The organism is Achromobacter sp. ACM02 (assembly GCF_014851605.1).
Taxonomy (GTDB): domain Bacteria; phylum Pseudomonadota; class Gammaproteobacteria; order Burkholderiales; family Burkholderiaceae_B; genus Achromobacter; species Achromobacter aegrifaciens.
Genome location: NZ_JACUZY010000007.1, coordinates 142303 through 168860 on the forward strand (window position 1 = coordinate 142303; position 26558 = coordinate 168860).

At 68.0% G+C, this 26558-nt stretch carries 23 protein-coding genes; 15 read left to right on the forward strand and 8 right to left on the reverse strand.

The genetic code is table 11. The annotated features are described in order from the left end of the window. Window positions 1-83 precede the first annotated feature (83 nt). The 3 genes from IB258_RS22310 to IB258_RS22320 all read left to right on the forward strand — a co-directional run bounded on the left by IB258_RS22310 (window position 84) and on the right by IB258_RS22320 (window position 2873). Window positions 84-986 (forward strand): DMT family transporter, encoded by a 903-nt coding sequence (locus IB258_RS22310; protein WP_054458170.1) that lies wholly within the window; start codon window positions 84-86, stop codon window positions 984-986. A gap of 72 nt (window positions 987-1058) precedes the next feature. Then, window positions 1059-2018 carry a proline dehydrogenase family protein gene (locus tag IB258_RS22315; RefSeq protein WP_054458169.1) on the forward strand — a complete coding sequence of 320 codons (960 nt, stop codon included), beginning with the start codon at window positions 1059-1061 and terminating at the stop codon, window positions 2016-2018. 21 nt (window positions 2019-2039) lie between these two features. Next, window positions 2040-2873 carry an AraC family transcriptional regulator gene (locus IB258_RS22320; RefSeq protein WP_192353218.1) on the forward strand — a complete coding sequence of 278 codons (834 nt, stop codon included), beginning with the start codon at window positions 2040-2042 and terminating at the stop codon, window positions 2871-2873. Here IB258_RS22320 and IB258_RS22325 read toward each other — a convergent pair. Continuing rightward, the gene (locus tag IB258_RS22325; RefSeq protein ID WP_054458168.1) at window positions 2792-3463 is read right to left on the reverse strand and encodes a flavodoxin family protein; all 672 of its coding nucleotides are present in this window, start codon (window positions 3461-3463) and stop codon (window positions 2792-2794) included. The two genes, IB258_RS22320 and IB258_RS22325, sit on opposite strands and share 82 nt — an antisense overlap. Before the next feature lie 128 nt (window positions 3464-3591). On the opposite strand from IB258_RS22325, the gene IB258_RS22330 reads away from it, so the two are divergent. The 4 genes from IB258_RS22330 (at window position 3592) to IB258_RS22345 (ending at window position 7287) form a co-directional block, all read left to right on the forward strand. Continuing rightward, window positions 3592-4482: a LysR substrate-binding domain-containing protein gene (locus IB258_RS22330; RefSeq protein ID WP_192353219.1), complete on the forward strand. Its 891-nt coding sequence runs from the start codon at window positions 3592-3594 to the stop codon at window positions 4480-4482. Window positions 4483-4582: 100 nt separating this feature from the next. Then, the gene (locus IB258_RS22335; RefSeq protein ID WP_054458166.1) at window positions 4583-5488 is read left to right on the forward strand and encodes a LysR family transcriptional regulator; all 906 of its coding nucleotides are present in this window, start codon (window positions 4583-4585) and stop codon (window positions 5486-5488) included. Between the two features lie 159 nt (window positions 5489-5647). Continuing rightward, the gene (locus IB258_RS22340; protein WP_192353220.1) at window positions 5648-6286 is read left to right on the forward strand and encodes a glutathione S-transferase family protein; all 639 of its coding nucleotides are present in this window, start codon (window positions 5648-5650) and stop codon (window positions 6284-6286) included. A 29-nt stretch (window positions 6287-6315) separates the two neighbouring features. Next, window positions 6316-7287, forward strand: a complete 972-nt coding sequence (locus IB258_RS22345; RefSeq protein ID WP_192353221.1) for a pyridoxamine 5'-phosphate oxidase family protein — start codon at window positions 6316-6318, stop codon at window positions 7285-7287. 7 nt (window positions 7288-7294) lie between these two features. On the opposite strand, the gene IB258_RS22350 is transcribed toward IB258_RS22345, so the two are convergent. Beyond that, window positions 7295-7750: a helix-turn-helix domain-containing protein gene (locus IB258_RS22350; protein ID WP_054458163.1), complete on the reverse strand. Its 456-nt coding sequence runs from the start codon at window positions 7748-7750 to the stop codon at window positions 7295-7297. Between the two features lie 117 nt (window positions 7751-7867). Between IB258_RS22350 and IB258_RS22355 the strand changes: the two genes are divergently transcribed. Further along, window positions 7868-9115, forward strand: coding sequence for an MFS transporter (locus IB258_RS22355; protein WP_175162714.1), 1248 nt, complete (start codon window positions 7868-7870; stop codon window positions 9113-9115). 976 nt (window positions 9116-10091) lie between these two features. Here the strand turns inward: IB258_RS22355 and IB258_RS22360 are convergent. Both IB258_RS22360 and IB258_RS22365 read right to left on the reverse strand, forming a co-directional pair. Further along, window positions 10092-11861, reverse strand: coding sequence for an acyl-CoA dehydrogenase (locus IB258_RS22360; RefSeq protein WP_054458161.1), 1770 nt, complete (start codon window positions 11859-11861; stop codon window positions 10092-10094). A gap of 37 nt (window positions 11862-11898) precedes the next feature. Next, window positions 11899-13554, reverse strand: a complete 1656-nt coding sequence (locus IB258_RS22365; RefSeq protein WP_192353222.1) for an acyl-CoA synthetase — start codon at window positions 13552-13554, stop codon at window positions 11899-11901. A gap of 162 nt (window positions 13555-13716) precedes the next feature. Here IB258_RS22365 and IB258_RS22370 point away from each other — a divergent pair, with 162 nt between their 5' ends. Next, complete coding sequence (locus IB258_RS22370) at window positions 13717-14427, forward strand: Crp/Fnr family transcriptional regulator (protein WP_054458159.1); 711 nt, start codon at window positions 13717-13719, stop codon at window positions 14425-14427. Window positions 14428-14437: 10 nt separating this feature from the next. Here the strand turns inward: IB258_RS22370 and IB258_RS22375 are convergent, their stop codons facing one another. Both IB258_RS22375 and IB258_RS22380 read right to left on the reverse strand, forming a co-directional pair. Further along, window positions 14438-15142, reverse strand: a complete 705-nt coding sequence (locus IB258_RS22375) for an aspartate/glutamate racemase family protein (RefSeq protein ID WP_054458158.1) — start codon at window positions 15140-15142, stop codon at window positions 14438-14440. Beyond that, window positions 15139-15597, reverse strand: coding sequence for a MarR family winged helix-turn-helix transcriptional regulator (locus IB258_RS22380; RefSeq protein ID WP_119452062.1), 459 nt, complete (start codon window positions 15595-15597; stop codon window positions 15139-15141). Before IB258_RS22380 ends, IB258_RS22375 begins: the two co-directional genes overlap by 4 nt. Window positions 15598-15836: 239 nt before the next feature. Between IB258_RS22380 and IB258_RS22385 the strand changes: the two genes are divergently transcribed. Then, on the forward strand, window positions 15837-18122 hold the full coding sequence (locus tag IB258_RS22385) for a nitric-oxide reductase large subunit (RefSeq protein ID WP_119452061.1): 2286 nt from the start codon (window positions 15837-15839) through the stop codon (window positions 18120-18122). A 79-nt stretch (window positions 18123-18201) separates the two neighbouring features. Continuing rightward, window positions 18202-19083, forward strand: coding sequence for an SUMF1/EgtB/PvdO family nonheme iron enzyme (locus IB258_RS22390; protein ID WP_192353223.1), 882 nt, complete (start codon window positions 18202-18204; stop codon window positions 19081-19083). Window positions 19084-19100: 17 nt separating this feature from the next. Here the strand turns inward: IB258_RS22390 and IB258_RS22395 are convergent, their stop codons facing one another. Continuing rightward, window positions 19101-19925 (reverse strand): Crp/Fnr family transcriptional regulator, encoded by an 825-nt coding sequence (locus IB258_RS22395; protein WP_054458157.1) that lies wholly within the window; start codon window positions 19923-19925, stop codon window positions 19101-19103. A 156-nt stretch (window positions 19926-20081) separates the two neighbouring features. Here IB258_RS22395 and nirK point away from each other — a divergent pair, with 156 nt between their 5' ends. From nirK to aceE, 3 genes are all read left to right on the forward strand, one after another. Then, window positions 20082-21164, forward strand: coding sequence for a copper-containing nitrite reductase (nirK, locus tag IB258_RS22400; protein WP_192353224.1), 1083 nt, complete (start codon window positions 20082-20084; stop codon window positions 21162-21164). 82 nt (window positions 21165-21246) lie between these two features. Next, window positions 21247-21573: a cytochrome c5 family protein gene (locus IB258_RS22405; protein ID WP_054458155.1), complete on the forward strand. Its 327-nt coding sequence runs from the start codon at window positions 21247-21249 to the stop codon at window positions 21571-21573. 157 nt (window positions 21574-21730) lie between these two features. Continuing rightward, on the forward strand, window positions 21731-24394 hold the full coding sequence (gene aceE / locus IB258_RS22410; RefSeq protein WP_192353225.1) for a pyruvate dehydrogenase (acetyl-transferring), homodimeric type: 2664 nt from the start codon (window positions 21731-21733) through the stop codon (window positions 24392-24394). A 7-nt stretch (window positions 24395-24401) separates the two neighbouring features. On the opposite strand, the gene IB258_RS22415 is transcribed toward aceE, so the two are convergent. Further along, complete coding sequence (locus tag IB258_RS22415; RefSeq protein WP_054458153.1) at window positions 24402-25025, reverse strand: LysE family translocator; 624 nt, start codon at window positions 25023-25025, stop codon at window positions 24402-24404. Window positions 25026-25197: 172 nt separating this feature from the next. Between IB258_RS22415 and gorA the strand changes: the two genes are divergently transcribed. Next, window positions 25198-26556, forward strand: a complete 1359-nt coding sequence (gene gorA / locus IB258_RS22420) for a glutathione-disulfide reductase (RefSeq protein WP_054458152.1) — start codon at window positions 25198-25200, stop codon at window positions 26554-26556. The last annotated feature ends 2 nt before the right edge of the window (window positions 26557-26558 follow it).

Sequence of the window (26558 nt, forward strand, 5' to 3'; positions counted from 1 at the left end):
TAGCGATACTCCACCGCCTGCGTAGCCCCAAGCGGCGCCGCAAGCGGCCGGAGACCATCCCTCATCCTCCGAGCGCAACCACCATGTCCTACCTGTTTCCGTTGTTCGCCATTCTGTTCTGGGCGGGCAACGTCATCGTCTCCAAGATGGCCGCCAGCGCCATCTCGCCCACCGCCATCACCTTCTACCGGCTGGTGCTGGCCCTGTTCCTGATGGGCCTGTTCACGGCCGGCCCGGCCTGGCGCAACCGCAAGACCATCCTGCGCCATTGGCCCAAGCTGGCGCTGTACGGCGCCCTGTCGTCGGCGGTGTTCCAGGCGCTGTCCTATCGCGCCGCCGAAACCACCACGGCGACCAACATGGCCATCCTGACCGCGCTGATTCCCTTGCTGAGCATGCTGCTCAGCGTGGTGATCCTGCGGGATCCGCTGACCCTGGGCATGGCCGCTGGCGGCGCGCTGTCGTTCCTCGGCCTGCTGTACCTGGTGGGCCAGGGCGACATGCTTAGCGTGTTCCAGCACGGCATCCACGTCGGCGACGGCCTGATGCTGCTGGCTGCCTTGTCCTACGCGCTGTACGGAGTGTTGCTGCGCCACTGGAAGGTGCCGCTGCCGGCCTGGCAGTCCACCTTCGTGCAATCGATCTTCGCGCTGCTCTACATGCTGCCGCTGTACCTGCGCGTGCCGGCGGCGCAGGCTGCGCTGGACATGAACACGGTGCCGCTGATCCTGTACGCGGGCATCTTCTCGTCGGTGCTGCTGTCCTTCCTGTGGATCGAAGGCGTGCAGCGGCTGGGGCCCAACCGCTGCAGCATCTTCATCAACCTGCTGCCGCTGTTCACCGCGCTGGCCGCCTTCGTCATGCTGCGCGAGCAACTGCACATGTACCACCTGCTGGGCGGCGCGGTGACACTGGCCGGCGTGCTGCTGGCGCAGACGGTGCAGCGCCCGCTGTTCGGTCGCGCCCGCACGCTGGCGCTGGACTAGGAAGTTTCACTGGCGTTCAAGACGGGCGCGCGCGGTACCGGCACAGTGGCTCTCTTTATAGGGAGAGAGCCCATGAGCATGTTCCAGAGAACGGCGATCGCGCTGGCGCGCAGCCCGGGCGTGGGGCGGGCGATGCGTGCCATGGCGGCCCGCACGTCGCTGGCGGCCCGTTTCGTCGGCGGCGCGGACGTCGACGCCGCGGTCCGCACGGCCGCCAGGCTGCGCGAGGCGCACGGCATCCGCGCCTCGCTCTTCTACCTGGGCGAGTACGTGGACGATCCCGAGGCCATCGAGCACAACGTGGCCCAGACGCTCGGCGCCTGCCGGGCGCTGGAGCACGCAGGGCTGGACGTGCACGTGTCAGTCGATCCCACCGCCATCGGCTATATGCGCGACGACGCGCTGGGCCGGGACAATGCCCGGCGCATCGGCCTGGCGGCGCGCCGGACGGTCGGCCTGGGGCGCGACTGGATGGTGCTGGACATGGAGGATTCCTCCCTCTGCGACCGCACCTGCGCCTTGCATCGCGAACTGCTGCAAGCCGGCATGCCGGCAGGCCTGACACTGCAGGCGCGGCGGCGCCGCACGCCGCTGGACCTGGCCTGGGCGATCCGTCAGCGCACCTCGCTGCGGCTGGTCAAGGGCGCGTTTCCGGAGCGCGCGCTGGACCACGCCGGCCGCGCGCGCATCGACCAGGCCTATCTGGACGCCGCCGCCATCATGCTGTCGCGCGAGGCGCTGGAGTCCGGCTTCCAGCCCGTTTTCGGTACCCATGACGACCGCCTGGCCGGCGCCATCCTGGAGCTGGCGCGGGAGCGCGGCTGGCCGCCAGAAGCCTTCGAGTTCGAAATGCTCTATGGCGTGCGTCCGGACTGGCAGCTCGCGTTGCGCCGTTTGGGCTATAACGTCAGGGTCTATCTGCCCTTCGGCGGTGATTGGTGGCCGTATGCCGTGCGCCGCGTGGGCGAGAATCCCCGCAACGCGTGGCTGTTGGCCCGCACGCTCACATCGGACCAGAGCTACTTCGGCTAGGCGCTACATCCTCACTTGTTCATGGCGGTTTCCCAACATATCTGGCATTGCGGCGCCGGCCTGCCCGGCGATGTTTTGATCGCAGACCTGCGCGGCTACCGCTATGCGCCGCATTTCCACGACGCCTGGTCCATCGGCGCCATCGCGCAGGGCCGTTGCGCCTTCACCGTGCATGGCGTGCCGCAGGCCGCGGGCGAGGGCGATCTGGTGGTGATTGCGCCCGGTCAGGTCCATACCGGGGGCACCTCGGACGCGCCGCTGGGGTACCGCATGGCCTATATCGATCCGGACTGGTTCAGGGATCACGAACTCACGTTGTTTGCGGGCGGGGCCAGCCTGGCTGGTCCCGTGATTCGCGATCCGGCGCTCTGCCAGGCCTGGCTGGACGCGCTCACGCCCGATCCCATCGCCGACGCGCAGCGCCGCGAACGCCTCTCCGCCGCCTTGTTCGGCCTGCTGGCGGCACATGCGCAAGCCCGTACGGCGGCGGCAGACGACGCGTCCGACGTCTGCTCGCTGCTGCGCGCGCGTATGGCCTCGGACCCAGCCTGCGCGCCGGACCTGGAGGCCCTGGCGGTGGCGCAGGACCGCCACCGCACCACGCTGGTCAAGCAGTTCGCCCGGCGCTACGGCTTGCCGCCGTTGGCCTGGCTGCGCAACTGGCGGGTGGCGCGGGCCCGGGCGCTGCTGCGCGACGGCCTGGCGCTGGCCGAGGCCGCGCATGCCGTGGGTTTCGCCGACCAGGCCCATCTGACCCGCGTGTTCAAGCAGGTCTACGGCAGCACGCCCGGCGTGCTGCGCAGCGCGGGGGCGGGCTCCCAGACATTGCGGGCGCGCGGCGTTTCCACCCGGTAGTCCGAGTACTTGCGGGTAAAGAACGTGGTGCCCAGTTCGGCCGCCGCCTGCAGCGGCTGGCGCGGGTCCGCCGCGATCTCGCCGCGCAGGTTGCCGGCGCCGTGCACGTAGCCGATGAAGTCCGAATGGGTATAGCGCGCGTATTCCTGGATCTGGTGCACGATGCCCAGCGCCGCGCCCGGGTAGGTTTCCTCGGATGCCACCGCCAGGCCCAGGCGCTTGCCGGTCATGCGCTGCTTGACCCGTTCCGGTTCGGGTCCCTGGCCGGCATAGTGGCTGAACGAACGGTCGAAGAACGCCTTGGTCTGCGCCGACATGCCGTACCAGTAGATCGGGGTGCAGATCAGCACGCCGTCGGCCGGCAGGAAGTGTTCCAGGAACAGCTCGGAATAGCGGTCGGTCGGCGGGGGCGAGCGTCGCAAGTCCGGCAAAAAGGCCCCGATGTAGTCGTCCAGGAACAGCAGCGTGGCCTGGGTGCCCGCCGCCTCGGCCCCGCGCAGCGCAGCCGCGCCCAGGGCCGCGCTGTTGCCGTCGCGTCGCGGGCTGCCGACCAGGATCAGCAGGCGCTTGTCGGGATGATCTGAATTCATGTTTGATTCCTCTTGTTGGCATGGACGTTTCCATGTGGTGAGGAAAATTCTGTCCTGGCGGCTGAAAGGCGACAAATGATGAATCCTTGAATATGATGAATTGATTTCATCCATAGAGCCAGGAATCCATGTTTGCCACGCTACCGGTGACCGCGCTGCGCACCTTCGAGGCGGCTGCCAGATTGCTCAGCTTCAAACTGGCCGCGGCCGAACTGGCGGTCACTGCCACGGCCGTGTCCCATCAGGTCAAGGCGCTCGAGCGGCACGTGGGCTACGCGCTTTTTGAACGCGTGCCGCGCGGCGTGCGCCTGACGGAGAAGGGCGCGCGCCTTTTTGCCGGCGTGCACGGCGCCTTGCTCGATGTGGCGCAGACCCTGGACGCCTTGCGCGCCGCGCCGGCCTCGGGCGCGCTGACCCTGTCCACCACACATTCGTTCGCGGCCCTGTGGCTGGTGCCGCGGCTGGGCCGCTTCTACGCGGCGTTTCCTCAATATCAACTGAACCTGAACACCAGCGCCGAAGCGGTGGACCTGTTGCGCGACGCCAGCGTGGACCTGGCCATCCGCTACAGCCGGGCGCGCTGGCGCGGGCTGCACGCCGCCTGCTCGTTGCAGGAATGGTTCGGCGTCTATGGCGCGCCGACGCTGGCCGCCCGTCCGGGCAGGCGCGCGCCGTCGCTGGTGACCGTGCGCTGGCGCGATTCGCAGCTGTACGAGCAGGGCTGGCAGGACTGGTGCGAGGCCGCCGGCCTGCCGTCCTGGCGCAAGCCGGCGGCGCTGCATGCCTACGAGGAAGAGCACTACGCCCTTCAGGCCGCCATTGCCGGCCAGGGACTGGTGCTGGCCAGCTCCGTCATGGTGTCGGACAGCGTGGCGGCGGGTACCCTGGCGGCGTATCGTCCTGAGGTGCGGGTGGCGGGGGCGGCCTACACCGCGCTGTGCGCGCCGGGCCGCGAACGCCATCCGCCGGTCAAGGCTTTCCTGGGGTGGTTGCGCAAGGAGTTCGAGGCTCAAGCATGAGGCCGGGAAGCATGCGGCTCATATCCTCTGTAACTGGATTGACGCGCCCCTGCACGCGCTTCTACTCTCTTCCCGAAAATCAGCGCGGAGGCCGCGAGGCGTGAATCGATTCCATGAAATGAGCGTGTTCCTGGCGGTGGCCGAGGCACAGAGTTTCGCCGCGGCCGCGCGCCGGCTGGAGATGTCCGCGCCCACCGTCACGCGCAGCGTGTCGGCGCTGGAGCGGCGGTTGGGCGCGTTGCTGCTGGTGCGCACCACGCGCAGCCTGCGACTGACCGAGGCCGGCCAGCGCTATGCCGACGACTGCCGCCGCATCCTCGACGAAGTCGAACAGGCCGACGATGCCGTGGCCGGCGCGATGGCCGCGCCGCGGGGCGCGCTCAGCATCACGGCGCCGGCGTTCTTCGGCGAATTGCACGTGATGCCGGCCGTGCTGGCTTATCTGCGCGCGCATCGCGAAGTCTCCGTGCGCACGCTGCTGGTGGACCGCGTGGTGAACCTGCTGGACGAACGCGTGGACGTGGCGGTGCGCATCGGCGCCTTGCCGGATTCGACGCTGACGGCGGTGCCGGTGGGGCAGGTACGCCGCGTGGTCTGCGCCGCGCCCGCCTTCCTGCGCGAACACGGCGTGCCGCAGGACCTGGAGTCGCTGCCGCGCTTTTGCACGGTCACCGCCGCCATGGAGGGCCGCACGCCGCAATGGCGCTTCCAGCAGGACGGCCAGCCCCGCAGCCTGCGCGTCGATTCGCAGCTGACGGTCACGTCCTTCCAGGCCGCGGTGCTCGCGGCCTGCGAGGGCTGGGGGCTGACGCAGGTGGTGTCCTACCAGGTGGCGCGGCACCTGGCCAGCGGCGCCCTGGAGGTGGTGCTGCGCGACTTCGAACTGCCGCCGCTGCCGGTCCACCTGGTGTACCCGGAAGGCCGCAAGAGTTCGGCCAAGGTGCGCAGCTTCGTGGAGTTCTGCGTCGAGGCCTTGCGGCGCGACCTGGCGACGCTGCCGGCGTAGCGACCCGTTCCTCGGACGCGCCCGCACGCAGGCCTTGAAGGGACGGGGCGGCCGTCCTCTTTCTTTCATCCGCTGCAAGAGTGTCTTGCCGGCGCTGGCCGTTCACGCGAGCCCGGCGCCGGCCCAAGATGGAGTCTGAATCCGACTTGGAGCCCGCTCATGCAAACCGCGCATACCCCTACGCTGACCTTTTACAGTTTTCCCTTGTCCGGCCACGCCCATCGCGTCGCCCTGATGCTGTCCCTGCTGGATGTGCCCCACCGCAAGGTCGATGTGGACCTGCGCGGCGGCGAGCAGAAGCGCCCGCCGTTCCTGGCTTTGAACGCCTTCGGCCAGGTGCCGGTCATCGACGATGACGGGGTGGTGGTCGCGGATTCGACCGCCATCCTGGTCTACCTGGCCAAGCGCTACGGCGGCCAGGCCTGGCTGCCGGAAGACCCGGCCGGGGCGGCGGCGGTACAGCGCTGGCTGTCGGCGGCGTCCGGCCCGCTGGCGATCGGCCCGGCGGCTGCGCGCCTGGTGACCCTGTTCGGCGCGGCCTATGACGTGGACAGCACGCTGGCCCGCGCCCATGCCTTGCTCAAGGTCATGGACGGCGAACTGGCCGCACGCGATTTCCTCGCGGGCACGACGCCGACCATTGCGGACGTGGCCTGCTGCGCCTATGTGGCGCATGCCCCCGAAGGCAATGTGTCGCTGGAGGCCTATCCGCACGTCCGCGCCTGGCTGGGCCGCATCGAAAGCCTGCCGCGTTTCGTGCCCATGGCCTCGTCGCCGGTGGGCCTGCTGGCCGCCTGAGGACAGGCGCCGCCCTCAAGGAGTACGCCATGGCCATCGCAGAACCTGCCGCCCTCCCGCCGTCGCCCTGGCACGCGGGCGAACGCCTGTTGCAACACCACGTCGGGATCGCCGAGCGCATGGCGGTGACCGGACCCAAAGTCATCCGCGACTACATGCCGGACCAGCACCGCCTGTTTTTCGAGCAGCTGCCGTTTCTGGTTGCCGGCGCGGTGGACGGGCAGGGCGATCCCTGGGCCGGCGTGCTGGAAGGCCTGCCCGGCTTCGTGTCCTCGCCCGATCCACGCAGCCTGCGCGTGTCCGCCGTGCCGGATGCCGACGATCCGCTGCTGGCCGGCCTGGGGATGGACCAGCAGGTGGGCCTGCTGGGAATCGAGCTGCACACGCGCCGACGCAACCGCGCCAACGGCCGCATCGCCGCCTGGGACGGCAAGCGCTTCGAGGTGGCGGTGACGCAGTCCTTCGGCAATTGCCCGCAATACATCCAGGCGCGGGAATTCCAGTTCTCGCGTTCGCCGGCGCTGCGCTTTCCGGGCGCACCGAATGAGCGGAGCGCGCTGGACGCCGCGGCGCGGGCGCTGATCGCCCGGTCCGACACGTTCTTCGTGGCGACCTACGCGGACGAGGGCGGCCGCAAGGTCGACGTCTCGCACCGCGGCGGCAAGCCGGGCTTCGTGCGGGTGGACGGCGACGTGCTGACCATTCCGGATTTTTCCGGGAACCGCTTTTTCAACACCCTGGGCAACATGGTGCTCAACCCGCGCGCCGGACTGCTGTTCATCGACTTCGAGCGCGGCGACGTGCTGCAGTTGACGGGCGCTGCTGAAGTCATCCTGGACAGCCCTGAGATCGCGCAGTTCGAGGGCGCCGAACGGCTGTGGCGGGTGCAAGTGCGGCGCGTGGTGCGCCGGCCCGGCGCGCTGGCCTTGCGCTGGCGCTTCGATTCGTACTCGCCCACCGCGCTGGCGACTGGGCAATGGCCGGCCGCGGGGGCTGCATAGCCCCGACCTAGCCCGGGAGGGCGGTCTTCTGCACCACGGCATCGTCCGGCCCGAGCAGGCGGCCGTCCTGCGCACGGATTTCCAGCTTGCGCACGGGCTGGCCGCGCTTGCGGTCGATCAGCGTGGAATGGGGTTCGGCCGCGCCGTAGTAGTGGTCTTCGCCCCATTGGCGCAAGCCCACGATTACTGGAAAGAGCGCCCGGCCTTTGTCGGTCAGCACGTATTCCTGGTAGGCGCTGCCGTCCGAGGCCGGCGCCACTTCGAGGATGCCGTGCGCCACCAGCGTGCGCAGCCGGTCGCTGAGGATGTTCTTGGCCACGCCCAGGCTTTTCTGCAATTCGCCAAACCGCCGCAATCCATCGAAGGCGTCGCGCACGATCAACAGCGACCACCAGTCGCCGATCGCGTCCAGGGAGCGTGCCACCGGGCAGGCGGCGCCTTCGAGACTAGTGCGTTTGACCATGTCGGATCCTTGCTGAGGGAAAGGCGGTGATGGCTGGCGTATCGAAATTTCGGTTGCATTATAAAACCTCGAAAACTATTATTCTGGTTTTATAAAGCAACCAGAATGGAGCAAGAGATGTCAGCCCGACCAGAACCCGCCGATTCCGCACCCCCAAGTCCGATGCCCAGGTCCCTGGTGATGCTGCTGGCGGTGGCCTGCGCCCTGAGCGTGGCCAACGTGTATTACGCCCAGCCTTTGCTGGACGCCATCGGCCGAGAGTTCGGCATCGCCGAAGGCGCGGTAGGCATCGTGGTCACGGCCACCCAACTGGGCTGCGCGCTGGCGCTTCTGTTCGTGGTGCCGCTGGGCGACCTGCTGGACCGCCGGCGCCTGATGCTGGGGCAGCTGGCGCTGCTGGTCCTGTCTTTGGCGGCCGTGGCGCTGTCGGCCGGCACGCCCTGGCTGTTGATGGGCATGGTGGCGCTGGGCTTGCTGGGAACGGCCATGACGCAGGGCCTGCTGGCCTTGTCCGCGGCGCTGGCCGCGCCGGGCGAGCGCGGCCGGGTGGTCGGCGCCGCGCAAGGCGGGGTGGTGATCGGCCTGCTGTTGGCGCGCACGCTGGCCGGGGCCGTGGCGGACCTGTGGGGCTGGCGCGCGGTCTACGTCGTGTCCGCTGCGCTGGCCGCCGTGCTGGCGGTGGTGCTGGCGCGGCGTTTGCCGCAACGCCGGCTGCCCGCGGTGGACATGGGTTACTGGGCCTTGCTGCGCTCGCTCTACGGCCTGTTGGCTACCGAGCGCGTGCTGCGCGTGCGCGGCATGATCGCGCTGCTGATGTTCGCTGCCTTCAGCGCCTTCTGGACCGCGCTGGTGCTGCCCCTGAGCGCGCCGCCGCATTCGCTGACGCACAGCGCGGTGGGCGCGTTCGGGCTGGTGGGCGTGGCGGGCGTGCTGATGGCGGCGCGGGCAGGGCGGCTGGCCGATAGCGGGCAAGGCGAGCGGACCACGGCCGTGGGCCTGGCGTTGCTCTGCCTGGCCTGGGTGCCGATTGCCTTCCTGGATCAGAGTCTGTGGTTGCTGGCGTTGGGTGTGTTGGTCCTGGACATCGCCTTGCAAGCGCTGCACGTGACGAATCAGACCATGATCTTCAGCGTGAATCCGCAGGCGCATAGTCGATTGGTCGGTGGCTACATGATGTTCTACGCGGTGGGGAGCGGGTTGGGGTCTATCGCTTCGACGGCGGTTTATGCGCAGGCGGGGTGGCTTGGGGTGTGCTTGCTGGGGGCGGGTATCAGTGTTGTGGCGCTGGCGTTCTGGGCGGTGACGTTGCCGCGTGGTGAGCGTTTGGCCGTTGGTTCTCAGGATGCTCGTCGTGGGGTTCTTTAGACGCCAGTCGCGTCGTGGGCTCGCGATGCGCGGGGCTGCGATTGCGGTCCGAAGCCTTCGCTCCGGACTTCCCCTTCGTCATCTTCGTCCTCGCCTTCGGCGACTCCTTCAGATTCCCTCGGGCTTATCGACGCCCCGCGCATCGCGAGCCCACGCCGCGACTGGCTCGGCTGCTTGAATCTCCACGGGCGCTGGGGCGGGCGGTGTGCTTGGCGTTCTGGCCACGGTCGTTGGGGGTGGTGGTGTGTTTTGCGGGGCCCGCCCCAGGCCGGCCGCGCGGGCGGCCTCTTGGGGCTTACGCGGTATCTTGCGTCGCGCGATGGCGCTGCGCGCGGGTGACGGGGGCGTTCTCGTGATGACGCGTGCGGTTGGCGAGAACCAGGTTTGAATATGGTGGGTGCTGTGTTCGGGGTGATGGCGAAGCGCACGGGTCGGCCAGCAATCGTCATTTCAACGCAGGTGCCGGATGGGTGGCGCGCGTCCAGGTCTGCATGCGCAAGCGGCCATTCGCCGCGCGCCACCCATCACCGCCCACTCCCCCGTGTGCTGGGGATCAATAGCAAATCAGTCACCGCATCCGCGCAAGCGAACACAATCGAAATTCAAGAAATCACGTATGTCATTCTCGGCCGCCCGCGCGGCCGAGAATGACGGGCAGCTCAAGTATCGTCCCTGACCACGGCTCCAGCAGCGCCCCAGTCCAAGATTCAAGTAGCTCGTCGGCGCGGGCGCCTGAGTGGCGGGCAACCTCGATGCGCCCGAGGGAATCTGAAGGAACCGCCGCAGGCGGTGACGAAGATGACGAAGGGGCAGTCCGGAGCGAACGCTCCGGACCGCAATCGTGGGCGCCCGCCACTCAGGCGCCCGCGCCGACGAGCGGCCTACGGAGCACTGGGACGCGACTCCGAAGCCAATCGCCAATGAGACCTCAGACGAGACCCTCATGTATCAAGGGCCCGTAACGCACCACAAACAGCTACGGCTGCACCTCATACTCCCCAGACCCCATGACCACCGCCGCCAACCCAGGCGCCTGGCTCAGCTTATGCAACGCATAGCACTGCGCAGTCGCGATCTTTGCATCGTGGAAAACAGGATCTTCCTCGCGCAGATCCAAGCTCGCCAGCAGCGCTCGCGCCATCTGCCAGCCGGCAAACGTGGTGCCCGCCAGCAGCAGATACGGCACGGCGGCCGCGAACACCGCGTTGGGACGGCTGGCGGCGTTGGCCAGCACGAAGTCGATGGCGTCGGCCAGCGCCGCGCGGGCCTGGCGCAGCGGCGTCAACATCAGGCGGGCAGCGGATTCGCTGCGGGCTTCCAGCGCCGCTTCGGTCTTGCCGACTTCCGCCAGCAGGGCGCGGGCGACTGCGCCGCCGTCGCGCAGGGTCTTGCGGCCCACCAGGTCGTTGGCCTGGATCGCCGTGGTGCCTTCGTAGATCGTGAGGATGCGCGCGTCGCGGTAGTACTGCGCCGCGCCGGTTTCCTCGATGAAGCCCATGCCGCCGTGCACCTGCACGCCCAGGCTGGCCACGTCGATGGACATCTCGGTGCACCAGCCCTTGACGATCGGCACCAGGTATTCCTGTACCGCCAGATGGCGCTTGCGGGCTTCGGCGTCTGGGCTGGCGTGCGCCAGATCGGCGTGGCCCGCGGTGTAGTAGGCCAGCGCGCGGCCGGCCTCGGTCAGGGCGCGCATCGTGCCCAGCATGCGCCGCACGTCGGGGTGCTGGATGATGGCCACCGCGTCCTTGGACGAACCGTCCACCGGGCGGCTCTGCACGCGCTCGGCGGCATAGGCCAGCGCGTGCTGGTGGGCGCGGTCGGCGACGGCCACGCCCTGCACGCCTACCGCGTAGCGCGCGGCATTCATCATGATGAACATGGCGTCCAGGCCGCGGTTTTCCTGGCCCACCAGATAGCCCAGCGCGCCGCCCGCGTCGCCGAATTGCAGCGTGCAGGTGGGGCTGGCCTTGATGCCCAGCTTGTGTTCGATCGACACGCAATGGACATCGTTGCGCGCGCCCAGCGTGCCGTCTTCGTTGACCAGGAACTTGGGCACCAGGAACAGCGAAATGCCTTTGACGCCTTCTGGCGCGTCGGGCAGGCGCGCCAGCACCAGGTGCAGGATGTTCTCGGCCAGATCGTGTTCGCCGTAGGTGATGAAGATCTTGGTGCCCGAGATGCGGTAGGTGCCGTCCCCCACGGGTTGCGCGCGTGACCGCACCATGGCCAGGTCCGAGCCTGCCTGTGGCTCGGTCAGGTTCATGGTGCCGGTCCAGCGTCCGGAAATCATGGGCTCGATGAAGCGCTGCTTCAGTTCAGGCGAACCCGCCGTCAGCAGCGCCTCGATCGCGCCATTGGTCAGCAGCGGGCACAACGCGAACGACAGGTTGGCGGCGTTCAGCATTTCCGAGCAGGGCGAACCGATCAGGCCGGGCAGGCCCTGGCCGCCGTATTCCACCGGATGCGTCATGCCTTGCCAGCCGGCCTCCGCGTACATGTCGAAGGCTTGCTTGAAGCCAGGCGAAGTGGTGACGGCGCCGTCGCGCCAGGAGCTGGGCTCGCGGTCGGCTGCATGGTTCAGCGGCGCCAGCACGTCGCCGGCATAGCGGGCGGATTCTTCCAGCACGGCCTGGGTGGTGTCGGGCGTGGCTTCCTCGAAGCCGGGCAGCGCGGCAACTTGCGGCAGGCCCGCAAGGTGGTTCAGCACGAACAGCATGTCTTTCACGGGGGCTTGGTACGTCATGGCGTCGGAGCTCCTGGATGGGATGGAAACGTGGGATTCAACCGGCCTTGCCGGGGCCGGCCACGTCGATGGCCTTGGTCGCGCCGACGGCGGCGCGCAGTTCGAATTTCTGGATCTTGCCGGTGGAGGTCTTGGGCAGTTCGCCGAAGCGCACCGCGCGCGGCACCTTGAAGCCGGGCAGCAGCAGCTTGCAGTGCGCGATGATCTCTTCGGCGGTGGCGCTGCAGCCGGGCTTGAGCTCGACGAAGGCGCAGGGCGTTTCACCCCATTTGGGGTCGGGCATGGCTACTACGGCCACCGCCGCCACCGCGGGATGGCGGTAGAGCGCGTCTTCCACTTCGATGCTGGAGATGTTCTCGCCGCCGGAAATGATGATGTCCTTGCTGCGGTCCTTGATGCGGACGTAGCCGTCGGCCGTCATCACGCCCAGGTCGCCGGTGCGGAACCAGCCGCCGGCGAAAGCCTGTTCGGTGGCGCGTTCATTCTTCAGATAGCCCTTCATGCAGATGTTGCCGCGGAACATGACTTCGCCCACGGTCTGCTCGTCGGCCGGCACCTCTTCCATGGTGTCGGGATCGCGCACGGATACGCCCGCCTGCAGGTGGTAGCGCACGCCCTGGCGCGCATTGCGCAGCGCGCGCTCTTCCTCGTCCAGCGCGTCCCAGGCTTCCTGGCGGGCGCACACGGCCGCGGGTCCATAGACTTCGGTCAGGCCGTACACATGGGTCAGCTCGAAACCGATGTCGCGCATCTTGGCGATAACGGCGGGCGCGGGCGCGGCGCCGGCCACCATGGTGCGCACCGTGTGGTCGATGCCGGCGCGCAGTTCGGCCGGCGCATTGGCCAGCGCGCTCTGCACGATGGGCGCGCCGCAATAATGGGTGACGCCTTCATTGCGGATCAGGTCGAACACGGTCTGCGGATCGAACTTGCGCAGGCACACGTTGACGCCGGCGCGCGCGGCGACCGTCCAGGCAAAGCACCAGCCGTTGCAGTGGAACAGCGGCAGGGTCCACAGATAGACCGGATGCTTGGGCATGTCCCATTCGAGGATGTTGCTGATGGCGTTCAGGTAGGCGCCGCGGTAGTGGTAGACCACCCCCTTGGGATCGCCGGTGGTGCCGGACGTGTAATTCAGTGCGATGGCGTCCCATTCGTCCGCGGGGGGCTTCCAGTCGTAGCGGGCAGGGGCGCCGGCCAGAAAGGCTTCGTAATCGACCGCGCCGGGCAGCTCCGCCGGGGCGGTTTCCAGGTCGTGCACCGAAATGAGCTTCAGGTGCGGGAACTCGGCCCGGGCGCGCTGGGCGAGTTCGGCGTACTCCGTGTCCACGATCAGCGCCTGCGCTTCGCCGTGGCCCAGCATGAACAGCACGCTGGGGGTGTCCAGGCGGGTATTCAGGGTATTGAGCACCGCGCCCAGCATGGGCACGCCGAAATGGGCTTCGACCATGGCGGGAATGTTGGGCAGCATCACGGCCACGGTGTCGCCGCGCTTGATGCCGGCTTGCGCCAGCGCGCCGGCCAGGCGCTGCGCGCGCTCGTAGGTCTGGGCCCAGTTGCGCCGCACCTCGCCGTGGACGATGGCCAGCCGCTGGCCATAGACCTGGGCTGCGCGCGCGATGAAATCCACCGGGGTCAGGGCTTCGTAGTTGGCGTCGCGGCGCTCAAGGCCGCGGTCGAACATACCGCTCATGCTTGTCTCCAGTTGGGACGCGCAGGCGTCCCTTATCCGTGTGCGGGGAGTTTGATCCCCGTCGCTTGCCCTAGCTTACGGGGCCGCCGAAAATGCTGTCTGTCACCTGCATGACAGACGGCCGGCCGACCTGGCTTCCCCAAGTTTTACACAGTTATTCCCATGTCCGACGTTTCAAACATCGTTTCCGCCGAGGAACTGGCCGGCCTGTTCGGATCCTGTGCCTGGTTTACCGCGCTGGAGGCCCGCCACCAGGATCTGGTGCTGGCGACCGCGCGCGCCGAACACGTGCCCAACGGCGCCTGGATCGCGCGGCGCAATGCGCCGTCGGACTATTGGCTGGGCGTGCACACGGGTCTGTTGAAGCTGGCCATCTACAACGAATCGGGCCGCAGCTGTACCTTTTCGGGCGTGCCGCCGGGCGGCTGGTTCGGCGAGGGCAGCGTCATCAAGCGCGAACTGCGCAAGTACGACGTGGTGGCGATCCAGCCGTCGCTGGTGTTGCTGGTGCCTACGGCCACCTTCCATGCGCTGTTGTCGGCCAGCCTGCCTTTTTCGCATTTCGTCATCGGCCAGTTGAACAACCGCATGGGCGAGTTCATCGCCTCCATCCAGAACCACCGTTTGCTGGATGCGGACGCGCGCGTGGCGCAGTCGCTGGCGCAGCTGTTCAATCCGCAGCTGTATCCGTCCACCGATCTGACGCTGGCGATCTCGCAGGAAGAACTAGGCTATCTGACGGGCCTGTCGCGCCAGCGGGTCAACCAGGCGCTGCAGACGCTGGCCGACCAGGGCATCCTGGCGCTGGCCTACAACCAGATCAAGGTGCTGGACCTGGAGCGCTTGCGCCAATACGGCCTGGACCAGATCTGAGGGCGCCGGATCAGGCGCCGCGCAAGGCGCGGGTGAGCGCGGCGCGCGCCAGGATGCGGGTCGAATCCAGCGTGGGCAGGGCCGAATTGCCGTCGTTCAGCACCAGCGGCAACTCGGTGCAGCCCAGTACCACGGCGTCGCAGCCAGCCTCGCGCAGGCGCTCGATCACGGCTTGCAGCTCCGCCACGGATTCCGGCTTGAACACGCCGTACACCAGTTCGTCCATGATGACGCGGGCCAGCGTGTCGCGGTCCGCTTGCGCCGGCCGCAACCATTGCAGCCCGCGCGCTTCCAGCTTGTCCGGATAGACGCTGCTGTCCACCAGCCAGCGCGTGCCCAGGATGCCGATGCGGCGCAAGCCGCGCGCCTGAGCTTCCGCCGCGACCTCTTCGGCGATATGCAGCCAGGGCAGGGGCGACTGCGGCAGCACATGGTCCAGCGCCTGGTGGATGGTGTTGTCCGGGCAGATCAGGAAATCCGCGCCCGCGCGCGCCAGCTTGCCCGCCGACGACTGCATCAGCGCGCCCACCCCGGCCAGGTCGGCCTGGTCCAGGCAGGCGACATAGTCCGCCAGCGAATGCGTGTGCAGCGAAATCTCCGGGTGCGCGTGCGGGCCCAGGCGCTGGGCGCCTTCCGCGCACAGCGTGCGGTAGCAAAGCGCGGCGCCTTCCGCCGAGCAGGCGACGATGCCGATGTGCAGGGGCGTGGCGTTCATTCAGCAGACTCCTTGTTGGATGCGCGCACGTGGCGCGCGATGTCCAGGAAGCTCGCCGCCATGGCGTCTTGCTGCGCCTGCGGCAGCCGCGACAGGAACAGTTCGTCGACGGCGGGGCCGTAGACCTTCCACATCTCGCGGCGCAGCGCGCGGCCCTTGGGCGTGAGGCGGGCGTAGGTGGCGCGGCGGTCTTCGTCCGAGCGGAAGCGTTCGACCAGGCCTTCGGCCTCGATGCGGTCCATCAGGCGCGTCAGGTTGTAGCGCGCGATCACCATGCGCTCGGCGATCTCGAACATCCTGGCCGTGCCGTCGGGCGCGCGCTCCAGCGCCCATAAGGCGTCATACCAGGCCAGCGGCGGCAGGCCGGCGGCTGACAGGCGCTTTTCGATTTCTTCCACTACCAGCGCATGCGCGGTCAGGAAGAGGCTCCACGCATCGGGCTTGCCCGTGGCCATGCGGTCGGTTCCTTTGAAAGAGGTGGGAATGCTGCGGGGATTGTAAGAGGCGGGCGCCAGGCGCGACGCCGGCATTTCGCGGTCCAAACAACCCTTTATTGGTGATTTATACCCTGGCTGGCCACGGTGAAAAAAACCGTGTGAATTGCAATGCCATGATTTGCATGGGATTTTTCCTGGCACGGAATTCGCATATGGGTACGTACCCCAAAACCGCAACACTGGAGGGCGTTCCCATCATGGGTCCGTATCGGAAATTATGGTTCACCTTGATCGCCGTATTGGCGGTCACGTTCGCATTGCTGGGCTTTTACGGCGGCGAGGTCTATCGCCAGGCGCCGCCGATTCCCGGGCAGGTCGTGACGACCGACGGCAAACCGCTGTTCGGCCGCGACGACATCCTGGACGGCCAGACGGCCTGGCAATCGGTCGGCGGCATGCAGTTGGGATCGGTCTGGGGACACGGCGCCTACCAGGCGCCGGACTGGACGGCCGACTGGCTGCACCGTGAACTGACCGCCTGGCTGGACCTGGCCGCGCGCGAGCAGCACGGCCGGGACTATGCGCAGCTGGACGCGGGCGCCCAGGCAGCGCTGCGTGCGGAACTGAAGGCCGAATACCGCGCCAACCGCAGCGACGCCGCCACCGACACGCTGGCGGTGAGCCCGCGGCGCGCGCGCGCCATGGCGCAGACCGCCGCCTATTACGACCAGTTGTTCTCCGACGCGCCCGCGCTGCACCGCAGCCGCGAAAATTTCGCGATGAAGGAAAACACGCTGCCCGACGCCGCGCGCCGCACCCAGCTCACGCATTTCTTCTTCTGGACGGCATGGGCCGCGGCCACCGAGCGCGAAGGCAAGGCGGTCACCTACACCAACAACTGGCCGCATGAACCGCTGATCGATAACGTGCCCAGCGCCGAGAACGTCATGTGGTCCATCCTCAGCGTGGTGGTGCTGCTGGCCGGCATCGGCTTCCTGGTCTGGGCCTGGGCGTTCCTGCGCGGCAAGGAAGACGACGAGCCGCTGGCGCCCGCCAAAGACCCGCTGACCACTTTCGCCCTGACGCCGTCGCAGCGCGCCTTGGGCAAGTACCTGTTCCTGGTGGTGGCGCTGTTCGGCTTCCAGGTGCTGCTGGGCGCCTTCACCGCGCACTACACCGTCGAAGGGCAGAAGTTCTATGGCGTCGACCTGTCGCAGTGGTTCCCGTATTCGCTGGTGCGCACCTGGCATATCCAGAGCGCGCTGTTCTGGATCGCCACGGGCTTCCTGGCCGCCGGCCTGTTTCTGGCGCCGTTGATCAACGGCGGGCGCGATCCCAAGTTCCAGAAGCTTGGCGTCGACATCCTGTTCTGGGCGCTGGTGCTGGTGGTGGTCGGATCGTTCACCGGGAACTACCTCGCGATCGCGCAGATCATGCCGCCGGACCTGAACTTCTGGCTGGGCCACCAGGGCTATGAATACGTGGACCTGGGCCGCCTGTGGCAGATCGGCAAGTTCGCCGGCATCTGCTTCTGGCTGGTGCTGATGCTGCGCGGCATCGTGCCGGCGCTGCGCACGCCGGGCGGGGACAAGAACCTGCTGGCGCTCCTGACCGCTTCGGTCGGCGCCATCGGCCTGTTCTACGGCGCCGGCTTCTTCTACGGCGAACGCACGCACCTGACGGTGATGGAGTACTGGCGCTGGTGGATCGTGCACCTGTGGGTGGAAGGCTTCTTCGAAGTCTTCGCGACCACGGCGCTGGCCTTCATCTTCTCCACGCTGGGCCTGGTGTCGCGCCGCATGGCCACCACGGCCAGCCTGGCCTCGGCCTCGCTCTTCATGCTGGGCGGCATACCCGGCACCTTCCATCACCTGTACTTCGCCGGCACTACCACGCCCGTGATGGCCATCGGGGCCAGCTTCTCGGCGCTGGAAGTGGTGCCGCTCATCGTGCTGGGGCATGAGGCCTGGGAGAACTGGCGCCTGAAGACCCGCGCGCCCTGGATGGAAAACCTGAAGTGGCCGCTGATGTGCTTCGTCGCCGTGGCCTTCTGGAACATGCTGGGCGCGGGCGTCTTCGGCTTCATGATCAACCCGCCCGTTTCGCTGTACTACATCCAGGGCCTGAACACCACGCCGGTGCACGCGCACGCGGCCCTGTTCGGCGTGTATGGCTTCCTGGCGCTGGGCTTCACCCTGCTGGTGCTGCGCTACATCCGTCCGCAGTACGCGCTGAGCCCCGGTTTGATGAAGCTGGCGTTCTGGGGCATGAACCTGGGCCTCGCGCTGATGATCTTCACCAGCCTGCTGCCGGTGGGGCTGATCCAGTTCCACGCCAGCGTCAGCGAGGGCATGTGGTACGCCCGCAGCGAAGGCTTCATGCAGCAGGAGCTGCTGCAGAACCTGCGCTGGGGCCGCACCTTCGGCGACGTGGTGTTCCTGCTGGGCGCGCTGGCCATCGTGATGCAGGTGATCCTGGGCCTCCTGAGCGGCAAGCCCGCGCTGGCCGAGCCGCGCCTGCAGGCCAAGGCGGCGCGCGGGTAGCGGCGCGCGGCGAGCGGCGCGCGGCGAGCGTCGGGCTCTTTGCTTCAGCGCAAAGAGCCCGGCCGCGGCAGCCGGTCCAATGGAATCCAGCCCGCGCCCGACCGGCGCGGGCATTCCGGAGAACCGCCGCATGCGCATCCTGCCGACCGTCATCGTTTCATTGCTGTTGACCGCTTGCGGGCCTCAGAACGGGGCCCGTTTTGCGTTGCCGGAAATCACGCGGCTGCCGCCGGGCGAGGTGAGCTACGTGCCGCCGGGCGAGGCCTTGCGCAACGGCTATCCCGCCACGCCCGCGCCGCGCGTCGCGCGCTATCCGGATGGCCTGGTCATCATGACACGACAGGTCAGCCAGGCCGAATACGCAGCGTGCGTGGAGGCCGGCGCATGCAAGGCGTTGGACCCCGCGCAGCGCCAGGCGGTTGCGCCCGACCTGCCCGCGGTAGGCATCAGCTGGACCGACGCGGTTGCCTATGCTGCGTGGCTGTCCGAACGCACCGGCAGGCGCCTGCGCCTGCCCAGCTATGCCGAATGGGTCTACGCGGCGGGCGAAGCCTATCGCGCGGACGTCTTGCCGGCCTTGCCCGATGGCAGCGACCCGGCGCAGCGCTGGCTGGCGGAATACGAACAACAGAGCCTGCGCGGCGCGCAGGGCGACGTCACGGTGCGCGCCTTCGGCGCCTATGGCCGCAACCGCGCCGGCCTGATGGACATGGCGGGCAGCGTGTGGGACTGGACCGACGATTGCCATGCGCGGCGCGTGCTGGACGGGCTGCGCGATGGCGCAAGCGGCAATGCGGCGCAGGAGCAGGAGCAGGAAAGCCGCAACTGCGGCATACGCGTCGCGGCCGGCAGGCACGTCGCGTATCTGCCCGATTTCATCCGCGACCCCAAGGGCGGGGCGTGTTCGGTCGGCGTGCCGCCCGCCAACCTGGGGCTGCGGCTGGTGCTGGAACCCGGCTAGGCCGCGTTGCCTGCGCGCTATGCGCCGGCCAGCTCGGCGCTCGCGTCGCAGGCCTCGTCCGCGGCCGGCGACCCGTGGCGACAGGACAGGCAGGCCGAGCAGTCCACGGCGGGCGCGGCGTGCTCGCCCAGGCGGGCCAAGGCGGCGGGCGAGCGCAGCACCACGCGCTTGCGCCCGGCCGAGACGATGCCGCGCTGCTTCCAGTCGCTGAGCAGCCGGCTGACCGTGTGCAAGGTGGTGCCGGTCATTTCGGCGATGTCCTGGCGGGTGATGGGAAAGCCGATGCCGATGCCGTCCTGCATGGGCTGGCCGGATTGCTGCACCAACCTCAGGATGGCGCGCGCGACCCGTTGCTCGACTTCATCGGTGGACAGCTCCTGGATGCGGACGTGCGCGTCCTGCAGGCGTTGTCCCATGGTTTGCAGTGCGGCCGCGCCCAACTGGGGATGGCAGGCGATGAAGCGTTCCCAGGCCGTGGCCGGCCACGCCAGGCAGACGCTTTCCTGCACGGTCTGCACCGTAGCCGGATAGCAGGGCTGCCGCATGGCGCAGGCCAGCCCGAACATGTCGCCGGGATTCACGTAGCGCACCACGACCTGTTCGCCCTCCGGCGTCAGCTGCGCCACCTTCAGGCAGCCATGCAGCAGCACGAAAAAATGCGCGGCAGCGGCGCCCTGGCGATAGGCCAATGCGCCGGCCTCCAGGCGGCAAGGCACCGCGCCGCGCAGCGCGGCGTCCAGTTGCGCATCGGACAAGGGCCTGAACAGATCCAGGTTGCGAAGCAGGGCATGGCACAGGGGCGACGACGCCGCAGGCTGCCCGGAAGCGTGTGGAGGGTCCATGCCTTGATGGTGACATCGCGGCCGCGCGGCGGCAATGCACGGCGGCTCGCAAGCTGGTCTGAAGTTTGCGCTACAGCAAAGAACGCAAAAGGTGGCGAGCCTTCAATGGAAGCGCCGACAGACTCGGCGTTGCAGAAACCCGAACAGGAGTTGCACATGAACGCTTTGCGCCCCACCTTGCTTGCCATGGCATTGATCGCAGCGATGGCGGGCGGCCCGGCAGCCGCCCAGAACGCCGATCAGCTGGAACGCGCCAAGGTTGCGCTGGTCGCCCCGCCCATGGTCCACCCGCATGAGCAGGTGGCCCGTTCGGGTCCCAAGGTGATCGAATTCACGATGACCATCGAGGAGAAGAAGATGGTCATCGATGACAAGGGCACGACCTTGCAGGCAATGACGTTCAACGGGTCCATGCCCGGTCCGACCCTGGTGGTGCATGAAGGCGATTATGTCGAACTGACCCTGGTCAATCCGGCCACCAACGCCATGCCGCACAACGTGGATTTCCACGCCGCCACCGGCGCGCTGGGCGGGGCCAAGCTCACCAACGTGAACCCGGGCGAGCAGGCCACGCTGCGCTTCAAGGCGGATCGCAGCGGCACCTTCGTCTACCACTGTGCGCCCGAAGGCATGGTGCCCTGGCACGTGGTGGCGGGCATGAGCGGCACGCTGATGGTGCTGCCGCGCGACGGACTGAAGGATCCGCAGGGCAAGCCGCTGCGCTACGACCGTGCCTACACCATAGGCGAGTTCGACCTGTACATCCCCAAGGACGCGAACGGCAAATTCAAGGACTACGCGACCCTGGCGGAAAGCTATGGCGACACGGTCGAAGTCATGCGCACGCTGACGCCGTCGCACATCGTCTTCAATGGCAAGGTCGGGGCCTTGACGGGGGCGAACGCGCTCACGGCCAAGGTCGGCGAGACGGTGCTCCTGATCCATTCGCAGGCCAATCGCGATACGCGCCCGCATCTGATCGGCGGCCATGGCGACTGGGTCTGGGAAACCGGCAAGTTCGCCAACCCGCCGCAGAAGGACCTGGAGACCTGGTTCGTCCGCGGCGGTTCGGCGGGCGCGGCGCTCTACACCTTCAAGCAGCCCGGCGTGTACGCCTACCTGAACCACAACCTGATCGAAGCCTTCGAACTGGGCGCGGCCGGACATATCAAGGTCGAGGGCAAATGGAATGACGACCTGATGAAGCAGATCAAGGCGCCGGGTCCGATCCCGCGCTGAGCGCGGCGGCAGGGCGCGCGTGGCGCGCCTTGCCCTTGTCTATCCGCTACGCCGTCACGCTTTTTCCTTTCGGAGCCTTGCCATGTCCTCGCTGTATCGAATTGCGTTCGCCGCCGCCCTGGCCAGCCTGCCCGTCGCGCAAGCGGGGGCCGAGTCGCTGGCCGCCATCAACCCCGCGGGCGAAAAGCTCTACAAGTCCGCCTGTGTCGTATGCCACGCCAGCGGGGTCGCCAATGCGCCCAGGCTGGGCGACAAGCAAGCCTGGTCGCCCTTTATTGCGCAGGGCACGGATGCGCTGTTGGCCACCGTGCTCAAGGGCAAGGGCGCGATGCCGCCGCGCGGCGGCTCGTCCGCGGACGAACCGACCCTGAGGGCCGCGGTGGAATTCATGATGGCTGCGTCCCGCTAGCGGGGAGGGCCGGGGGCTGTCCTGAAATAGTTGCACTTGCAATTATCAGAATTCCTCCATACGATTGCAATTGCACATGATGCAATTGCAATTCACGATGCGAAATGACGGCGGCCGTACACCGGGATGCCGCCTTCGCGCCCACCAGGAGGACGCCATGGACACCCCGATAGAACCGACCGACGCCGACCCGCAGGAAACCCAGGAATGGCTGGAGGCCATGCAGGCCGTGCTGGCCCACGAGGGCCGGCCGCGCACCCACTATCTGCTGGACCAACTGATCGGCCAGGACCGCGCCGGCCACGGCGGCTATGCCGCGCCGAACGCCACGCCCTACGTCAACACGATCCGGCCGGCGGAGCAGGGTTCGTTTCCGGGCGACATGGGCATCGAGCTGCGGCTGGATGCCTATCTGCGCTGGAACGCCATGGCCATGGTGCTGCGCGCGGGCAAGACCTCGGGCGTGGGCGGACACATCGCGACCTACGCCTCGGCCACGACGCTGTACGAAACCGGCTTTCGCCACTTCTTCCGTGCGGCCACGCCGGACTTCCTGGGTGACATGCTGTACATCCAGGGCCATTCCGCGCCCGGCATCTATGCGCGCGCCTATCTGGAGGGCCGCATTTCCGAGGAAGAACTCGACCGCTTCCGGCGCGAGACGGCCGGCGGCGGGCTGGCGTCCTATCCGCATCCGCGCACCATGCCCGGGTTCTGGCAGTTCCCGACCGTGTCGATGGGACTGGGACCGCTGATGGCCGCCTATCAGGCGCGCTACATGCGCTACCTGGAAGACCGCGAGCTGATCCCCGCGCAAGGCCGCAAGGTCTGGGGCTTTCTGGGCGACGGCGAACAGGACCAGCCCGAGACGCTGGCGGCGGTGGCGATGGCCGGGCGCGAAAAACTGGACAACCTGATCTTCGTGGTGAACTGCAACCTGCAGCGCCTGGACGGCCCGGTGCGCGGCAACGCCAAGATCATCCAGGAACTGGAAAGCGTGTACCGCGGCGCCGGTTGGAACGTCATCAAGGTGATCTGGGGAGCCGGCTGGGACGCGCTGCTGGCGCAAGACCATGACGGCCGCCTGCGCCGGCGAATGATGCAGTGCGTGGACGGCGAGTACCAGGTGTTCAAGGCGCGCGGCGGCGCATACGTGCGCGAACATTTCTTCGGCGCCGACCCGGTGCTGCTGGAGCGCGTGGCGCACCTGAGCGATGAGGAAATCGGCGCGCTCAACCGCGGCGGCCATGATCCTGCCAAGATCTATGCCGCCTACGCCTCGGCGCTGGCCTATCGTGGCCAGCCCACCGTCATCCTGGCCAAGACCGTCAAGGGCTATGGCATGGGCGCGGCGGGCGAGGCGGCCAACACCAATCACCAGCAGAAGAAGATGGCGGATCCGGCCGTGCGCGCCTTCCGCGACCGCTTCTCCATCCCGGTGCCCGACGATCTGCTGGAACAGATCCCCTACATCAAGCCCGCGCCCGGCAGCGCCGAGCGGACCTATTTCGACGCCGCGATCGCGCGCGCGGGCGGCCATCTGCCGCGGCGGCAGGCTGGACCCGGGCCGCTGGCCACGCCGCCGCTGGAGGCGTTCTCCGCGCACCTGAAGGGCAGCGACGGCCGCGAGTTCTCGACCACGATGGCCTTTGTGCGGGTGCTGGCGCAATTGCTCAAGGACCCCGCCATCGGCCAGCGCGTGGTGCCCATCGTGCCCGACGAGTCGCGCACCTTCGGCATGGACGGCATGTTCCGGCAGGTGGGCATTTATTCGCACGTGGGGCAGTTGTACACGCCGCAGGACGCAGACCAGTTGAGCGTCTACCGCGAAGACCGGCGCGGCCAGATCCTGCAGGAAGGCATCAACGAGTCGGGCGCGATGGCCTCGTGGATCGCGGCCGCCACCGCGCACAGCACGCACGGCGTGGCCACGATTCCGTTCTACATCTTCTACTCCATGTTCGGCTTCCAGCGCGTGGGCGACCTGGCCTGGGCGGCGGGCGACATCCGCGCGCGCGGCTTCCTGCTGGGCGCGACCTCCGGACGCACCACGCTGGAAGGCGAAGGACTGCAGCACGACGACGGCCACAGCCACGTGCTGGCCTCGGTCATTCCTTCATGCGTGGCCTACGACCCGGCCTACGCCTACGAGATCGCGGTGATCGTGCAGGACGGCATGCGCCGCATGTACCAGGACGAAGAAGACGTCTTTTACTACCTGACGCTGATCAACGAGAAGACCGCGCATCCGCCCATGCCGCAGGGCGCCGAGGAGGGCATCCTGCGCGGCATGTACCGCCTGCGCGAAGGCGGCGACGGCGCGCTGCGGGTGCAGTTTCTGGGCAGCGGCGCGATCCTGGGCGAAACGCTGGCGGCGGCAGAGCTGCTGCGGCAGGACTTCGGCGTGGCGGCCGACGTGTGGAGCGTGACCAGCTATTCGGAACTGGGCCGCGACGGCCAGGAAGCGGAGCGCTGGAGCCGCCTGCATCCGCTGGAGAACAGGCGCGCCGGCTACGCGGAGACGGTCCTGGCGGACAGCGAGGGGCCGGTGGTGGCCGCCACCGACTACATGAAGACGGTGGCCGAACAGATACGTCCGTTCATGCAGGACCGCCGCTATGTCACGCTGGGGACCGACGGCTTTGGCCGGTCAGACACGCGGGCAGCCCTGCGGGCCTACTTCGAGGTGGACCGGCATCACATCGCGCTGGCGGCCCTGAAGGCGCTGGCGGACGACGGACTGATGCCGCACGAGCGCGCGGCCGACGCCATCGCCCGCTACGGCATCGACCCGGAGGCCGTATCCGCGGCGCGGCCCTAGGGGCAGGCTAGACGCGCCGCGCCAGCAAGGCCCAGATCCCGGCGGCGGACAGCAGGGCGCCGCCGCCCAGGTTGAAGCCGCGCTGGGCGCGGGGCGAGGCCAACAGGCGCCGGGCGGACCCGGCAAAGATGGCATAGGCCGTGGCGTTGATGCCGGCGCAGGCGACGAAGGTGGCCGACAGGATCCAGAGCTGGCGCGTCACGTCGCCTACCGGATCGATGAACTGCGGCAGGAAAGCCACGAAGAAGATGATGCCCTTGGGGTTCAGCGCCGTCACCAGATAGGTGTTGGCGAACAGCTTCCAGCGCGAACCCGAGGCAGTGGCCGTGGGCAGGGTCGCCGGCGACACGCCGGCGCGCAGCAGCTTGAAGCCCAGGTACAGCAGGTACAGGCCGCCCACGATCTTGACCACCGTGAACCAGAACGCCGACGCCGCCAGCAGGGCGCCCAGGCCCAGCAGCGACAGCAGCAGGGCGGTGGAGTCGCCCAGCGCCACCGCCAGCACCAGCGGCAGGCGTGCGCGCCGGCCTTGCGCAATGGAGTAGCTGATGACGGTGAGTATCGTGGGGCCGGGCAGCATCACGAGGAGGGCGGACGCGCCCAGGAAGGCCAGCCAGGTTTCAAGCGACATGGGATCTGCTCCAGGGGTGGGGCTGCGCGCGGCGGCCAGCCTGCGGGCCACTGTATAGCAATCGCGGCCGCCTGCAAACCGGACGTGGCCGGGCGCGGGCGCCGGGTGGTGTTAAATACGGTTTTCCCCGGACAGTGAGCGCGGGCCTGCAAGGGCGCGCGAAGGAAACATCATGGCATTCGATTTTGATCTGTTTGTGATCGGCGCGGGCTCCGGCGGCGTGCGCGCGGCGCGTTTCGCGGCGGGCTTCGGCGCGCGCGTGGCGGTGGCGGAAAGCCGCTACCTGGGCGGCACCTGCGTGAACGTGGGCTGCGTGCCCAAGAAGCTGCTGGTCTATGGCGCGCACTACAGCGAGGACTTCGAGCAGGCCCGCGGCTTCGGCTGGAACGCCGGCGAGCCCAGCTTCGACTGGCCCACGCTGATCGCGAACAAGAACCGGGAAATCGAACGTCTTAACGGCATTTATCGCAATTTGCTGGTCAATAGCGGCGTCACCCTGCTGGAAGGCCACGCCCGCATCCTCGATCCGCACACGGTCGAGATCAACGGCAAATCCTACCGCGCCGCCAATATCCTGGTGGCGACCGGCGGCTGGCCCCAGGTGCCGGACATTCCGGGCAAGGAACACGCCACCACGTCGAACGAAGCCTTCTTCCTGAAGGAACTGCCGCGCCGCGTGCTGGTGGTGGGCGGCGGCTATATCGCCGTGGAATTCGCCTCCATTTTCAACGGCATGGGCGCGCAGACCACGCAGGTCTACCGTGGTCCGTTGTTCCTGCGCGGCTTTGACCAGGGCGTGCGCGAGCATCTGCGCGACGAACTGGTGAAAAAGGGCATCGACCTGCGCTTCAATTCGGAAGTGACGCGCATCGACAAGCAGGCCGACGGCACGCTGGCCGCCACGCTGAAGGACGGCTCCGTGGTCGAGGCCGATTGCGTGTTCTACGCCACTGGCCGCCGGCCCATGCTGGACAACCTGGGCCTGGAGAACACGGCGGTCAAGCTGGGCAAGGGCGGTTTCATCGAGGTGGACGACGAATACCGCACGGCCGAGCCCTCCATCCTGGCCATCGGCGACGTGATCGGCCGTGTGCCGCTGACGCCCGTGGCGCTGGCCGAAGGCATGGCGGTGGCGCGGCGCCTGTTCCGTCCCGAGGAATACCGCAAGGTCGACTACCAGCTGATTCCGACCGCCGTGTTCAGCCTGCCGAACATCGGCACGGTGGGCATGACGACGGAAGAGGCGCGCGCCGCCGGCCACGAGGTCAAGCTGTTCGAAAGCCGCTTCCGGCCCATGAAGCTGACGCTGACCGAGTCGCAGGAAAAGACGCTGATGAAGCTGATCGTGGACGCCAAGACCGACCGCGTGCTGGGCGTGCACATGGTCGGCCCGGACGCGGGCGAGATCGTGCAGGGCATCGCGATCGCGCTGAAGGCCGGCGCGACCAAGCAGGTGTTCGACGAGACCATCGGCATCCATCCCACGGCTGCCGAAGAGTTCGTGACCCTGCGCACGCCGGTCGCCCAATAAGG